General features: G+C 61.4%; 18 protein-coding genes. 4 read left to right on the top strand and 14 right to left on the bottom strand.

What is annotated here, in order from left to right:
* Positions 1-3: 3 nt before the first annotated feature.
* Both A9K65_RS20710 and A9K65_RS20705 read right to left on the bottom strand, forming a co-directional pair.
* Entirely contained in the window at positions 4-564 is a 561-nt protein-coding gene (locus A9K65_RS20710) for a GNAT family N-acetyltransferase (RefSeq protein WP_245321841.1), read from the bottom strand.
* Positions 565-585: 21 nt separating this feature from the next.
* A complete protein-coding gene (locus A9K65_RS20705) occupies positions 586-2,106 on the bottom strand; it encodes a HAMP domain-containing sensor histidine kinase (protein ID WP_024503313.1) in 1,521 nt (506 codons plus the stop codon).
* Positions 2,107-2,181: 75 nt separating this feature from the next.
* Between A9K65_RS20705 and A9K65_RS20700 the strand changes: the two genes are divergently transcribed.
* From A9K65_RS20700 to A9K65_RS20685, 4 genes are all read left to right on the top strand, one after another.
* A complete protein-coding gene (locus A9K65_RS20700) occupies positions 2,182-2,802 on the top strand; it encodes a thermonuclease family protein (RefSeq protein ID WP_063167987.1) in 621 nt (206 codons plus the stop codon).
* A gap of 43 nt (positions 2,803-2,845) precedes the next feature.
* Complete coding sequence (locus A9K65_RS20695; RefSeq protein ID WP_027161586.1) at positions 2,846-3,457, top strand: glutathione S-transferase; 612 nt, start codon at positions 2,846-2,848, stop codon at positions 3,455-3,457.
* Positions 3,397-4,077 carry a uracil-DNA glycosylase family protein gene (locus tag A9K65_RS20690; protein ID WP_064993181.1) on the top strand — a complete coding sequence of 227 codons (681 nt, stop codon included), beginning with the start codon at positions 3,397-3,399 and terminating at the stop codon, positions 4,075-4,077. Before A9K65_RS20695 ends, A9K65_RS20690 begins: the two co-directional genes overlap by 61 nt.
* 108 nt (positions 4,078-4,185) lie before the next feature.
* Positions 4,186-4,677 (top strand): Lrp/AsnC family transcriptional regulator, encoded by a 492-nt coding sequence (locus A9K65_RS20685; RefSeq protein ID WP_006205209.1) that lies wholly within the window; start codon positions 4,186-4,188, stop codon positions 4,675-4,677.
* Between the two features lie 27 nt (positions 4,678-4,704).
* On the opposite strand, the gene A9K65_RS20680 is transcribed toward A9K65_RS20685, so the two are convergent.
* The 12 genes from A9K65_RS20680 to moaA form a co-directional block, all read right to left on the bottom strand.
* A complete protein-coding gene (locus A9K65_RS20680) occupies positions 4,705-5,274 on the bottom strand; it encodes a DUF3299 domain-containing protein (RefSeq protein ID WP_024503310.1) in 570 nt (189 codons plus the stop codon).
* 124 nt (positions 5,275-5,398) lie between these two features.
* Positions 5,399-6,103, bottom strand: a complete 705-nt coding sequence (locus tag A9K65_RS20675) for a DNA alkylation repair protein (RefSeq protein WP_064993182.1) — start codon at positions 6,101-6,103, stop codon at positions 5,399-5,401.
* Between the two features lie 9 nt (positions 6,104-6,112).
* Positions 6,113-6,982 (bottom strand): NAD(P)-dependent oxidoreductase, encoded by an 870-nt coding sequence (locus A9K65_RS20670; protein ID WP_024503308.1) that lies wholly within the window; start codon positions 6,980-6,982, stop codon positions 6,113-6,115.
* Between the two features lie 112 nt (positions 6,983-7,094).
* Positions 7,095-7,916 (bottom strand): ABC transporter permease, encoded by an 822-nt coding sequence (locus A9K65_RS20665; protein WP_024503307.1) that lies wholly within the window; start codon positions 7,914-7,916, stop codon positions 7,095-7,097.
* Positions 7,913-8,632 (bottom strand): ABC transporter permease, encoded by a 720-nt coding sequence (locus A9K65_RS20660; RefSeq protein ID WP_024503306.1) that lies wholly within the window; start codon positions 8,630-8,632, stop codon positions 7,913-7,915. Before A9K65_RS20660 ends, A9K65_RS20665 begins: the two co-directional genes overlap by 4 nt.
* Before the next feature lie 80 nt (positions 8,633-8,712).
* Positions 8,713-9,498: an ABC transporter substrate-binding protein gene (locus A9K65_RS20655; protein WP_013531705.1), complete on the bottom strand. Its 786-nt coding sequence runs from the start codon at positions 9,496-9,498 to the stop codon at positions 8,713-8,715.
* 157 nt (positions 9,499-9,655) lie between these two features.
* Positions 9,656-10,165 carry a molybdopterin-guanine dinucleotide biosynthesis protein B gene (gene mobB / locus A9K65_RS20650; RefSeq protein WP_064993183.1) on the bottom strand — a complete coding sequence of 170 codons (510 nt, stop codon included), beginning with the start codon at positions 10,163-10,165 and terminating at the stop codon, positions 9,656-9,658.
* A complete protein-coding gene (gene mobA / locus A9K65_RS20645) occupies positions 10,162-10,788 on the bottom strand; it encodes a molybdenum cofactor guanylyltransferase MobA (protein ID WP_013531703.1) in 627 nt (208 codons plus the stop codon). Before mobA ends, mobB begins: the two co-directional genes overlap by 4 nt.
* Positions 10,789-10,843: 55 nt before the next feature.
* Positions 10,844-11,764 carry a DMT family transporter gene (locus A9K65_RS20640; RefSeq protein WP_064993184.1) on the bottom strand — a complete coding sequence of 307 codons (921 nt, stop codon included), beginning with the start codon at positions 11,762-11,764 and terminating at the stop codon, positions 10,844-10,846.
* A 218-nt stretch (positions 11,765-11,982) separates the two neighbouring features.
* Positions 11,983-12,342, bottom strand: coding sequence for a hypothetical protein (locus A9K65_RS20635; RefSeq protein WP_064993185.1), 360 nt, complete (start codon positions 12,340-12,342; stop codon positions 11,983-11,985).
* A gap of 119 nt (positions 12,343-12,461) precedes the next feature.
* Complete coding sequence (locus A9K65_RS20630; RefSeq protein ID WP_064993186.1) at positions 12,462-12,932, bottom strand: hypothetical protein; 471 nt, start codon at positions 12,930-12,932, stop codon at positions 12,462-12,464.
* Between the two features lie 54 nt (positions 12,933-12,986).
* On the bottom strand, positions 12,987-13,982 hold the full coding sequence (gene moaA / locus A9K65_RS20625) for a GTP 3',8-cyclase MoaA (protein WP_013531699.1): 996 nt from the start codon (positions 13,980-13,982) through the stop codon (positions 12,987-12,989).
* Between the last annotated feature and the right edge of the window lie 181 nt (positions 13,983-14,163).

The raw sequence follows: 14,163 nt of genomic DNA, 5'->3' as shown, positions 1-14,163 counted from the left end.
CTGCTAGCGCCGGAGATTGGGAATACGATAGACGACGGCGTTGTATTTTGGGTTGGAGCGGCTGCCGACTATTACGCCTCCAAGGCGTTCCGCTATTCTTCTGCTGGCCACGTTCCTTTCGGCAACCGGATATTCGAAGCAGTCCGGTTCGAGCGCCTCGGAGGCCCACTCCGCGACAGCAGCAATTGCCTCTTGGCCAATGCCGTTTCCTTGAGCGTCCTCTCTGATCCAGATCCCGAGTTCGGGACACACGGTCTTCGCTGCATGAAGGCCGACAAGCCCCAGACAGCGAGCGTCCGCCAAGGCACGCACAACAAAGTGCAAATCCGATCCGTCCTGGATTGGCGCCAGCCAGGATCGCCATACTTCGGCAAAGGCCGCCAGTGATCGAGGTGGCTCCCACTGCATGAAACGGGTGATGGCGGGAGTGATGGCGACAAAGAGGTCTTCAGCGTCGTCGGCTGTAAACAGCCTCAAGCGAAGGCGGTCCGAGTTGATGTCTATGCCACCGACCATGCCAGTCACCTTCTGCCATCGTGGGGTGCCGTCCTTCTTGCTGGCCATCGACACAGTCCGCCGCGACGCCTACCGCCGTCGAGCCGCCACCGCTGCTGTCGGCAGTGCTGGCAATTCCTCCATCACCCGGCTCAGCGGGAAGATGGCGATCGCCTCGGTGCCTTCGCGCAGCTTGGAATGAAGTTCGAACTCGCCGCCATGCATGGCGAGCAGCCCTTGCACGATCGGCAGGCCAAGCCCGGTGCCTTGCTCGGCGCTCTTGATGGCGATGGAGCCCTGGCCGAAGGCGGAAAGCACAATCGGGATCTCGTCTTCCGGTATGCCCGGGCCATTGTCCTTGATCGAAATGTATTGTCCGCCGCCCGCCGTCCAACCGACACGGACACGGATTTCGCCGCCGGTGGCGGTGAATTTTATCGCGTTCGACAGAAGGTTGAGCGTGATCTGCCGCACGGCCCGTTCATCGGCGAACAGCCGAGGCAGCTCGTGCTCGAAATCCTGGACGACACGGATATCCTTGTTGCGCGCTCTCAACTCCATCATGTGACAGCAGTCCTCGACGATACCAAGCAGCATCACCGGCTCTTCATTGAGCTGGTAGCGGCCGGCCTCGATGCGTGACAGGTCGAGAATCTCGTTGATCAGGTCGAGCAGATGCTGGCCGGATTCGTGCACGTCATGGGCGTAGTCACGATAGGTGGGATTGCTCATCGGTCCCAGCACCTCGTTCGACATCACCTCGGAAAAACCGAGAATGGCGTTGAGCGGCGTGCGCAATTCGTGGCTCATCGAGGCGAGGAACCGCGATTTCGCCAGATTAGCGTCCTCGGCCCGCCGCCGCGCTTCGTCCGACATCGATTTCGCCGTCTCCAGTTCGGCGATCAGCGCATCCTTTTCGGAGCGGAACGACAGCATCATCAGGGACGAGTGGTTCAGATGACGGGCCACATAGGCGAAAAACGGCAGCGACACGACCAGCAGCGCGGCCATGATCGCCTCGACCGGCATCCATAGCTTGGCGCCGGCATAGGCGTAGAGCGCCACGGGAACGGCAAAGGTCGCCAGCAGCGCGCCCCGCAGAGACGAGGTCATCACCGCGGTCGCCGCCATGGCGAACAACAGCACCACGGCCTTGACGATGTGGAACGGATCGACCTCGCAGACGCTGCAGCCAAGCCACACGAACCAAGCCCAGCCGAGACCGCACAGGAAATGGCCGATCAGGAATTCCCGCCGTGCTTGCAAAGGGTTGAGCTCGGAAGCTTCAGTGCGCTCGATGCGCCGCGCCATGAAGGCAACGATAGTGTAGCAGGTTAGCGTGAACAGCGCCCAAAGCCCGATCTCATTGCCGATTCCGGCCAGCCGGCCACCCGCGGCAATCGCCAGCACGAGAAGCGGGATGGCGATGGCGCCGCTTGTCATCGCTCGGGCATGCAGCTTCAGCAGTTCGCGATCGAAATCGGGATTGCCGGCCTGCTGCGAAAGACGGTCACGCGTCTTGCGCACCGCGCGCGCGACATCGCTGTTGCGATGGCGTTTCCTGCGGTCCACAATGAACTTGTCCGCTGTGTTCGAGCGTTGCAAGGGCATCAAAACTTCAATTTATGCGAGCAGCGGTTTCCAAGTGTTAAGCTACGTTCGAATGATTAACCAACCGTTTGCCATATGAGCCGTTCATGGTCGCCGAGGCCGCGCCGGCGATACGTTGCGCGCCCCAGAAGCCTGTGGCGCCGGCTGGTGGATTACGGGCTTGCCGTCATCATCCTCGGACTGCTGATCCTGCTGGCGGCCCGCCTCGACCGGGTGGAGACACGCAAGACGCAAGGCGTGGCAATCATCAACGACGGCGATTCGATCACGCTTGGCACCGAGCGTATCCGCATGCGCGGCATCGATGCTCCGGAATATACGCAGACCTGCCGCAAGAACGGCGCGGACTATTCCTGCGGCACGCTTGCGCGTCAGTCGCTCGTTCGCCTGATCGCCGGCAAGCCCGTCTCTTGTACCGGCTGGCAGCGTGATCGTTATGGCCGGCTGCTCGGCGACTGCACCGCCGGCGGCAAGGATCTCAACCGCGCGCAGGTCGAGGCGGGCTGGGCGGTTGCCTATGGCGACTTCGAGAGCGAGGAAGCCATCGCCCGCGCGGCAAAGGCCGGCATCTGGGCGGGAACGTTCGATCAGCCGCAGAATTGGCGAGACAGCCATCACGGCGAAGTCGTCGAGAAGAAGCACGGCACACTGGCGTCGATCGGCGATGCCGTGCGCGAGATTTTTCGCTTCTGGTGATGCGCATCCTGGAACTGGAACCGAGGACGAACAGGAGGATGGAATGAAGCTCTTCGACGGTGGCCGGGCGCCCAATCCAAGGCGGGTCCGCGTTTTCCTGGCCGAGAAAGGCATCGAGGTTCCGCAGGTGCCCATCGATATGGGCGCGTTGGAACACAGGCAACAGGCGGTCAGCTCGCGCAACCCCTTGCAGCGTCTGCCGGTGCTGGAGCTCGACGACGGCACCGTCATCACCGAATCCGTCGCCATCTGCCGCTATTTCGAGGAGCTGCATCCCGAACCGGCCCTGTTCGGGCGTGGCGCACTCGGCAAGGCGCAGGTCGAGATGTGGCAGAGGCGGATGGAGTTCAATTTGCTCAGCTGCGTCACGCAGGCCTTCCGGCACATCCATCCGGCCATGAAGGAATGGGAAATCCCGCAGGTCCCTGAATGGGGTGAGGCCAACAAGCCGAAGGCCGTGGCGTTCCTCAGGCTGCTGGACGGCGAACTGGGCAGCCGGGAGTTCATCGCCGGTGACAGCTATTCGATCGCCGACATCACCGGCCTGATCGCTGTCGACTTCATGAAGCCGGCACGCATCAAGGTACCGGATGAGTGCGCGAATGTGTTGCGCTGGCATCAAGCCGTTTCCAGCCGGCCGAGCGCATCAGCCTGAGAATGACTGCCGAACTCGAAAACCTCGTCGCCAGGGTCCGCGCCTGCCGCATCTGCGTGGAAAATCCGGCCGGCAAGCCGTTGCCGCATGAGCCGCGACCAGTGCTGCGCCCATCATCCACCGCCCGGATCCTGATCGCCAGCCAGGCGCCCGGCACCAAAGTGCATCTGTCGGGCATGCCGTTCACCGACGCTTCCGGCGACCGCCTGCGCAGCTGGCTTGGCGTGACGAGCGACGAATTCTACGACATCGAAAAATTCGCCATCGTCCCGATGGGTTTCTGCTTTCCCGGCCAGGATGCCAAGGGGGGAGATCTGCCGCCGAGGCGCGAATGCGCGGCGGCCTGGCGCGCACCTTTGATGGCCTCTATGCCACGGATCGATCTGGTGCTGACGATCGGTATCTACGCGCAGTCCTGGCACATGGGTGCGGCGCGCCGGCCCTCACTGACGGAAACGGTCATGGGCTGGCGCTCCATCTGGGAGAATTCCGTCGGTCCGAAAGTGCTGCCGCTGCCGCATCCCTCGTGGCGCAACACGGGCTGGCTGAAGAAGAATCCGTGGTTTGAAATGGATTTGCTGCCTTTTCTGCGTTCGGAAATCCGCTATCGCCTCGGCTGACCTTCCAGCAAGAAATCACTCGCTTTTTGCCCGATCAGCAGAATTTCTTTCTTGTGAAAGGCCTGGATAAGGCAGAGTATAGGCATTCTATTCCTTTGGGAGCACGATATGGATCGCCTCGATAGAAAAATTCTCCGCCTCTTGCAGGAGGACGCGACACTCGCGGTCGCCGATGTCGCCAAGAAAGTCGGGCTGTCGACGACGCCTTGCTGGAGACGCATCCAGAAGCTCGAGGAAGAGGGCGTCATCAAGCGGCGCGTTGCCATTCTCGACCATGAAAAGGTCAATGTGCGCGTCACCGTCTTCGTGTCGATCCGCACCAATTCGCATAGCCATGAATGGCTGCGGCGTTTCTCGGAAGTCATCCAGGAGTTTCCCGAGGTGGTCGAGTTCTACCGCATGAGCGGCGACGTCGATTATCTCCTGCGCGTCGTGGTGCCCGACATCGCCGCCTATGACGCCTTCTACAAACGGCTGATCGCCAAGATCGAAATCCGTGATGTGTCGTCGTCCTTCGCCATGGAGCAGATCAAGTACACGACCGAAATCCCGCTCGACTACATGGTTCTGGACAAGGAATCGGGTGCCAACGCTGCCTGAGCTGAACGTCACATTAAGTCATCCCGCTTAGTTCTTCTTTTTGTTGAGGAAACTCCAGGGTGAGTTCACCGGCAGCGTGATCGTATCCGGCACGGTCTCGACGCTCACCACATCTGCCTTGCGCACGCTGTAGCCAGACTGGATGATGCTGACGCCGTCGAGGATGAACAGCTGGCTCTTCTCCATGTCCGGCTTCAGCGCGCCGGTGACCGCTACAGGCTGATAGGCCTCGGACATCTTGTAGGGATGGGCCGGCGTAACCAAGACAATCTGGTTGGGCGGCGGCGTCGGCATGTGACTGCAGGCACCCGTCCAGGGTACCAGCAGGAACTGATAGACAAGATCACCGTCGCGATCGACCGGCAATGCGTAGCCGGCTAGCTGAATGCTTTTGTCCTGAAGATTGACGGACAGCGTTTCGCCATGGTCGGGCAATTTTGCCGCGATCATCGGCAGCCCGACGTTTTCGGCGGCGGATTGCGTAGCCGGACGCAGATCCTTCCAGAATATGTGCGCAGTCTCGGCCGAGGCATCGGCGGCAGCGGACACAAACAAAGCGGCAGCGAGCGCCAGGGTTGATTTTAGAGGATTGCTCATCGGCCGCTTCCTTTGAGCCTCAAGTAAAGACGCCGCTGCCAAAGACGTCAACGCTCGAGGCACATCACATGTCGGCAGCCACTTCACATGTCGGCGAGATCCTGACATGGCGGAACGCGCGCCGTCAGCCTTTCCTGGCGGCGATCCGCGCGAGCGTCTCGGCATTGGTCAGCTCCCTTACGGCGTCCTTGCCGATCCAGCGCGCCGTCTTGTCTGCCGACTGCGCCAGTCGTTCGGCGACAGCCAGGGCGGCACAGTGCATGTTCATCGATCGCTTACCGATCGACCGAAGCGCCCAGTTCACGGCTTTCTTCACGAAATTGCGGCTGTCGTTCGCGTGCGTTTCGATGATCGGCAGGAAGGAGAGGAAGGTCGCCCCTGGCTCCTGCTTCCGGTGGACGACAGACCAGGCCATCATGGCGAAGGCCGTGCGCCGAACGAACTCCCGCTCGTCGGCCGCAAACTCGGCGATCAGTTCTTTCCAGGCGTCCGTATCGACAAAGAGATCCGAGACGCCGTCGACGATGTCCCAGGAGTCGAAACTAGCCGCCCATCGCCTTGCATCTTCAGCAGAAAACCGTTTCGGGTCAGCTGTGACGGAGGCAATGAACTGCGCCTCCATGATGCCGGTGTCCCACAGCTCGAAGGCGCGCTCGTGGTTGCGTTTGATCTTCCTGGCGATCTGCCGCTGCATACCGTGCGAGATGCCAAGTGCACGGTCGATCTTGATGCCGTAGCGCAACATGCCGAGGCGGTTCTGCTCGGATCCGATGGCGCGAAGATGGGCGACGATTTCCGCGGCACTGGATTGAGGCGAGAGCTCTGCCACGGCAGAGACCTATTTTTCGAGACGGGCGAGCAGCGAGGACGTGTCCCAGCGCTTGCCGCCCATCGCCTGCACATCCTTGTAGAACTGGTCGACGAGTGCGGTGACCGGCAGTCTGGCGCCATTGCGGTCGGCCTCGGCCAGGCAGATGCCGAGATCCTTGCGCATCCAGTCGACGGCGAAGCCGAAATCATATTTGCCGGCGTTCATCGTCTTGTGGCGGTTCTCCATCTGCCAGGAGCCCGCGGCGCCCTTGGAAATCACCTCGATCACCTTCTCGATGTCGAGCCCGGCCTTCTTGCCGAAATGGATGCCTTCGGCCAAGCCCTGGACGAGACCGGCTATGGTGATCTGGTTGATCATTTTGGTGAGCTGGCCGGCACCGGCCGACCCCATCAAGCCGACCATGCGGGCAAAAGCGTCGATGACAGGCTTCGCTTTGTCGAAAGCGTCCTGCTCGCCGCCGACCATCACGGTCAGCACGCCGTTCTCGGCGCCGGCCTGGCCGCCCGAGACCGGCGCATCGAGAAACGAAAACCCGCCGGCTAGCGCCGCCGCCGCCAGCTCGCGAGCGACCTCGGCCGAGGCGGTGGTGTTGTCGATGAAGACCGAACCCTTCTTCATCGATTTGAAGGCGCCTTCCGGACCGGTCGTCACCGAACGCAGATCGTCGTCATTGCCGACACAGGAGAACACAAAATCCTTGCCCTCGGCGGCCTGCGCAGGGGTCGCCGCCAGGCTACCGCCATGCTGGCCAACCCATTGCTCGGCCTTGGCCTTGGTGCGGTTGTAGACGGTGACGTCATGGCCGCCCTTGTTCTTCAAGTGTCCGGCCATCGGATAGCCCATCACGCCAAGACCGAGAAATGCCACAGATGCCATGAGCTTGCCCTTCAGAATGGAAACGGAATTTGCTGCGAAAGCTCTAGGCTCTGCGCTCAATTCGTCAAGACGCGTATAGCCTGATCGACTGGTGCAGCCGAATTGAAAATCGTCAGCGTTTCAGGTGAACGGTGATCCGGCGCTCGATCCATTCGACGCCATGCCGCAAGATCTCGACCATCACCAGATAGACGAGGGCGACCCAGATATAGGCCTGGATGTCGAACGAGTTGGCGAAGGCGAGCTTGGCATTGCCCATCAGATCATAGACCGTGATGATGGCGACGATGGCGGACGCCTTGACCATCAGGATCAGTTCATTGCCATAGGGCCGCAAGGCAACGATCAGGGCTTGCGGCAGGATGATCTTGCGCAACGTCTGCAGTTTATGCAGGCCAAGCGAGGCCGCCCCTTCCCATTGCCCTCTTGGCACGCTCTCTATGGCGCCGCGCAGGATCTCCGCCTGGTAGGCGGCCGTGTTGAGCGCAAAGGCAAAGACGCCGCAATTGAACGCGTCCTTGAAAAAATCCCAGAGGCCGACCGACTGGAGTTCGACGCGGAACGAGCCCAATCCGTAGTAGACCAGATAGGTCTGGACCAGCAGCGGCGTGCCGCGGAAGAAATAGACGTAGCAATAGGCGAGGCCGGACAGGATCCGGTTGCTGGACATGCGCCCGTAAGCGACGGGCACCGACAGGATCGCGCCGAGTACCATCGATATGGAAACCAGCGCCAGCGTGACCCCAAGCCCGCTCAGATAAGCCGGCGCATATTTGGCAAAGAAATCGGGATTCCAGGCAAGGAAGAGATAGCTGACGATGCCGATACCGAACAAAATCCATAGGCCCACCAGCGCGTAACCGGCGATACGCCTGCGCGGCCAGCCGCGCGCCCGTGGCGGCGGACGTTCGACCATGGTGGCCGTGGCGCTCATCGCTGCGCCTCCCGCCGGCCAAGCGAGCGCAGGATCGCGTTGGTGGCGAAGGACGACAGGACGGCAAGGCCAAGAAAGACCAGCGAGGCGACGCCGAAGAACAGGAAAGCGTGCTTGGTGACGCGGGCCGCAATGCTGGCATTGCGCAGCGTCTCGGCCAGGCCGACGACCGACACCAGCGACGTGTCCTTCAGCAGGCTGAGCCAGCAGTTCTCCAGTCCGGGAAACGCGATGCGCAGCAGCTGCGGCACGATCACCTTGCGCATGGTCAGCCAGTTCGAAAGACCGATGGCATAGCCGCCCTCATACTGGCCTTTGGGAATGGCGCGGAAGGCGGAAAGGAAAACCTCACTGGCATAGGAGGAGAAGATCAGTGCAAGCACGATCATGCCGGCGACAAAGCTGTTGACGTCGATGGTGACGTCAGGCCGGAAATACCTGACGAGATGCTGCAGCAGGATCGGCATGCCAAAAAAGAACAGGAAGAGCGTCACCAGTTCCGGCAGGCCGCGAAAGACCGTGGTGTAGATGTTGGCGGCAAGGCGCAGCGACGGTTCTTCGGACTGCTTGGCGAGTGCAATGAAAAAGCCGATCGTCAATCCGATGGGCAGCGTGGCAAGCGCCAGCGCAATGGTGATCAGTGCGCCATAGGCAATATCGTCAAGCCAGCCTTCAGGTCCCCAACTGAGAAGTGTCCATATGCTCTGGGCTGGCATCGACCGGTCTTATCCCCACGGCATTCCCAAGACGAATAGAAAGACGGCGGGGAAATTCCCCGCCGTCTTGACCTGGCTTATCAGGACTCGGCGCCGTAGACGTCGAACTTGAAATACTTGTCGTTGATTTCCTTGTATTTTCCATTGGCGCGAATGGCGGCGATGGCCGAATTGAGCTTGTTGACCAGGTCGGTTTCGCCCTTGCGTACGGCAATGCCGGCACCAGGCCCGAAAATCTCGACCGGCTGCGGCGAAGGTTGGCCGAGGATCTTGCAGCAGGCGCCGTCAGGCGAGTCCAGAAACTGCTGCAGCACGACGATATCGTCCTCGATGGCGTCGAGACGACCATTGGCAAGATCGGCCTGCTCCTCGGGGCTGCTCGGATAGCCCTTCACGGTGCTGTCGGTGTAGGTCTTCGAGGCATAGTTGAAATGCGTGGTGGTGGTGGCGACGCCGATGGTCTTGCCGGCGAGATCTTCCTTGGTCACGCCTTTCAGCGTGCTGTCCTTCGGCACGGCGATCGCCGAGGGCGTGTTGTAGTATTTGTTCGAGAAGTCGACCTTCTCCTTGCGCTCCGGCGTGATCGACATCGAGGCGACGATGGCGTCGAATTTACCGGCCTGGAGGGCTGGAATGATGCCGTCCCAATCCTGGGCGACGAAGGTGCACTTGACCTTCATCTCATCACAAAGCGCCTTGGCGATGTCGATATCGAAGCCCACGAGCTGGCCATCGGCGGTAAGGTTGTTGAAGGGCGGGTAGGCGCCTTCGGTGCCGATCCTCAGGGTCTTTTCCTGGGCCTGGGCGACGCCGAGCGTCAGCAGCGCGGCCGATGCGGCAAGCGCGATACGCAGTGAAATACGCATGATGGTCCTCTCTTTATGGTCCCGGCCGTCGTTCCGAACGGCTCTGTGGGGCGGTGCTTTTGACCGCCCGCTGGCGCGATACTCCCACTCTTTCCAAGAAAAAAGCAACTGCAAAACCATAAAAATGGGCAAGGCTATTCTGCCGTTGCGTCAGCGCTCAAGCAACGAGCCCGGTGGTGCGCTCGATGAAGTCGGCTATCGATTTTGCATCGTCGAGATCGAATACCGGCAGCAGCTCGCCTTCAATGGCAAAATCGGCGGCAACAGCGACGATGTTGGGATCCCCCGCCGAAAGCGGCGTACGGTCCTTCGCATCCAGCCGGCGGGTTTCGATCTTGCTGTGGGCTTCGCGCTTGTAGCCCTCGACCAGCACGAGGTCGCAAGGGGCAAGCCGCGACAGGACAGTCTCCAATGTCGGCTCATCCTCGCCGCGCAGCTCGTGCATCAGTGCCCAGCGAACGCCGGAGACGATCGCGACTTCGGTGGCGCCGGCCTGCCGGTGGCGAAAGCTGTCCGCGCCAGGTTTGTCGATGTCGAAGTCATGGTGGGCATGTTTCACCGTCGACACCTTCCAGCCGCGCCGGACCAATTCGCTGACCAACCTCTCGGTCAAAGTCGTCTTGCCGGAATTCTTCCAGCCGGTGATGCCGAAGACACGTCTGTTCATGGCTTGATGCTCTGCAACAGACGCTCGGCAGACACAAGATCGTCCGGCTCGTTGATGTTGAAGAAAGGGTCGATCCCCGCCGATGGCGGAACCGGGAACTCCACCTCGACAAAACCGTGCCGGTCGATGAAAGCCGAAACCCGCCTGATATCTTCATCGACCAGAAAGTGCCGCAAGGCATCGCGGCAGCCGATCGGCCACAGCGCGAAGGTCGGATGCCGCTTGCCGGCCGAGCGGGCAACGGCAATAGAACCGGGGCTTTGATCGGCGGCCCCTGCCAGACGCTCGACAAGGTCCAACGGCAGGAAAGGCGTGTCACCGGCAGCGCTGACGATCGCCTTGCAAGACCTGTTGGCCGCGGCCCATTCGAGGCCGGTCAGGATTCCGGCGAGCGGACCGGCAAAGCCGGGCACGCTGTCGGCAAGCACCGGCAGTCCAAAGCGCAGGAATCGTGCAGGGTCGCCATTGGCGCTGAGCGCCATCGATTCTATTTGCGGGGCGAAGCGCGACACGACCTGGTCAAGCAGGCAGCCATCGCCAAGCGGCAACAGGCTCTTGTCGCCGCCGCCCATCCGCCTCGACTGGCCACCGGCCAGAACAATCCCCGCAATGTCTCGCTTCATGCCACGAAGCCTGTACGCCAGCCGTCGGAAATCACAAGAACCTTCAATGATCTGGCTAGATTCCGTCCGGAACCATGCTTGGCCCCGTGCTTTCGGCGACGATCTTGCGCCGGCCGACGACCCGCTCGCGGTAGAGCGCATAGAGGCCGGAGCCGATGATGATGGTGGCGCCGACGATCATCGGCAGATCGGGAATGTCCGCGAAGATGAACAGGCCAAGCAGGATCGACCAGATCAGAGCCGTATAGCGGAACGGCGCGATGAAGGAGATGTCGCCCGCCCGCATCGCCATGATAATGAACTGGTAGCCGATAGTCACCAGCACAGCAGCCAGGGCCAGCAGGGCCGTGCTGTTGCCCGTCATCGGCGTCCAGCCGCCCATTGCCGGCAACAGCGCCGCGCCGACGATGGTCATGGCAAGCGCGGTCGCGGTCGACACCAGCAATGTCGGAATGGCCTTGGGGATCCGCTTGGTGGCGAGATCGCGCACCGCGCAGCAGGCGACGCTGGCCAGCGCCGACAGCGAGTAGACGCTGAACCCTTCGAAGCCCGGCCGCACGATGATCAGCACGCCGGCAAATCCGATGGCGATGGCCAGCCAACGCCGCCAGCCGACAGTCTCGCCAAAGACAAGTGCCGCTCCCATCGTCACCGCCAGCGGCAGCGCCTGCAGCACCGCTGAAACATTGGCGATCGGCAGATGGGCGAGGGCGACGAGGAAACTCACCGTTGCGCCGGCCTCGCTGATCACGCGCAAGGCGACCAGAGGCTGCAGCATCGAGCCCGGGCGAGCGAGAGCGCCGCGCTGCCAGGCCAGCAGGCCGACGAAAAGCGAAGCGAAAGCCCCACGGATCAACATGACCTGCGCCATGTTCATCGATTGCGACGAGTATTTGGTGATGGCGTCGTTGAGGGTGAAGCCGGCCATCGCCACCATCATGAACAACGCGCCGCGAAGATTTGGAGACAGGGGCAAGACGGCTACCGGTTCTGCTAATACATATCGCCCAAAAGTGACCTCGGTTTGGGGAAACGACATGCATAAGAAACAAAGACCTGAAGCGCGTGGCTGAATCCGTTCAAACGCGACGCGCTTTAGGCAGCAAGCCTGTAACAGTCGGGCATGAAACAGCAACAGCAAAGGACTGGGCCACAGCCTTGTTTGTGGCCCGGAATATCGCTGCGATGGCGAACTTACTTCTTCGGCGTAAGCACCTCGGTGCCATTGCCTTCCTTGCCGGCGATCGTCCAAAGACCGTGCAGCGAACCGTCCGCCGCCACCTTGTAGACGACGAGGCCAATATCCTTGTCCATGACATAGCCGGCGGAGAAGGCATCATCGTTGCGCATGCAGATGCCGTCGGAAGATGAGCCACCAGTTTCCCAATGGATCGCGCAGGTCGTCCCGCTGGTCAGCGTGATGGTGGCTTCGCCGCCATAGGCCGAGCCGTCGAAATTGGTGCCGGCGACCGTATAAGTGCCGCCGATCGACTGCGCCGCCGCGGGCACGGCCGCGAGGCCAAGCAGTGCCAGAAAAAGAACGAGTTTGCGCATGGTGTATCCCCCTGTGAGCGAAGAGCAGCTTCCAGGGGAAGGCTAGGCTGGAACAGACTGGCCGTAAATCCGGCTGCGGTTCGCGAACAAGACTTTTTCTGGGGTGTGGTCCGAAACCGTCATGGCCCCTTGAGACTGCCGGCGATGGCGCCGACCAGCGGATCGTATTTCGACTTCAGCGCCGGCGGGTAGTCGACCCAGACCGTACGGATGATACCGTCTTTCCCAAACAGACGTCGCTCGTAGAATATCTTTCCATCCCTCAGGCCCGACAGCGCGGCCCAGTCCTTTCCGGCCTTGCTGTAGGTGACCTTGTAGCCCGGCTCCTTGCTCGCCTTCTCCGCCGCGACAAAGCCTTTCGGCGTGTCGTCGTCGACGTTGAGGATGCCCGAGCAGATCAGGCTGGCGCCATCGGCGCTCAGCCATTGCTGTCCGTCGCCATTGTCGGGCTCCGGCTGGCGATCGGTGAAGACGTCGTCGGGAAAGGTGCAGACAGTGCCGAAGCGATCGTTCACATAGGTGAACGGCGCGGCAACCGCACTGGTTGCTGCCATTGTCGCAATGACCAGGAATGAAGAGTGCAGCCGCATGCTCGCCTCGAAGTCATGATCCCGAAGCGATATTGCATGAATTTCACGGAAAGATCAGCCGCCAGTGACGCTCATGTGGCGCGACACCGATGGGCGGCTGGTGCGGCGGTCGATGATGAAGTCATGGCCCTTGGGCTTGCGGCCGATGGCTTCGTCTATTGCTTCGGCGACCAGCTCGTTGCCTTCCGAGGCGCGCAAGGGCGCGCGCAGATCGGCGGCATCTTCCTGGCCGAGACACATATAGAGGGTGCCGGTGCAGGTCAGCCGGACGCGGTTGCAGCTCTCACAGAAATTATGCGTCATCGGCGTGATGAAGCCGAGCCGTCCGCCGGTCTCGGCGACCTGGACGTAGCGCGCCGGGCCGCCGGTCTTGAAGGGAATGTCGGTCAGCGTGAACTGGCGTTCGAGCGACGCGCGCAGCAGCGACAGCGGCAAATACTGGTCGGTTCGGTCGGCATCGATCTCGCCCATTGGCATGGTTTCGATGACCGTCAGGTCCATGCCGCGGCCATGCGCCCAGCGCATCATCTCGGGCAGCTCGGCGTCGTTGAAATCCTTCAACGCCACTGCGTTGAGCTTGACCTTGAGCCCGGCCGCCTGCGCGGCATCGATGCCTTGCATGACCTTGTCGAGATGGCCCCAGCGGGTGATCTTGTGGAATTTGTCGGCATCGAGCGTATCGAGCGAGACGTTGATGCGCCTGACGCCGCAATCGGCGAGTTCGGCGGCAAAGCGCGACAGCTGCGAGCCGTTGGTGGTCAGCGTCAGTTCTTCCAGCGCGCCGCTTTCGAGATGCCGCGACAGCTGGCGCACCAGATGCATGATGTTCTTGCGCACCAGCGGCTCACCGCCGGTCAGCCGCAATCGCCTGACGCCCTTTTCGATGAAAACCGTGCACAGCCGGTCGAGCTCTTCCAGCGACAGCAGGTCCTTCTTCGGCAGGAAGGCCATGTCCTCGGCCATGCAATAGGTGCAGCGGAAATCGCAGCGGTCGGTAACCGACACGCGGAGATAGCTGATCGTGCGGCCGAAAGGATCAATCATGTCCATGCTTCAAGCGCTTCCCGTGGCCGTGAACGGCTTCGTTATATACCGCTATGTGATACGATCCGGCCTGCTGTTCAAGATAGCGCCTCTCGATCTTTGGTAACATCTCTCAGCCGACATCGCATGTCGGTCGGTCTCATCAGACCTTTTCCCGTTTGGCGAAGCGGCGTAGGGAAGGGCGGAT

Source organism: Mesorhizobium sp. WSM1497, from assembly GCF_001672455.2.
Lineage (GTDB): Bacteria > Pseudomonadota > Alphaproteobacteria > Rhizobiales > Rhizobiaceae > Mesorhizobium > Mesorhizobium ciceri.
Note: the sequence above shows the minus strand (reverse complement) of the source record. Positions and strands in the feature narration are given on the sequence as shown.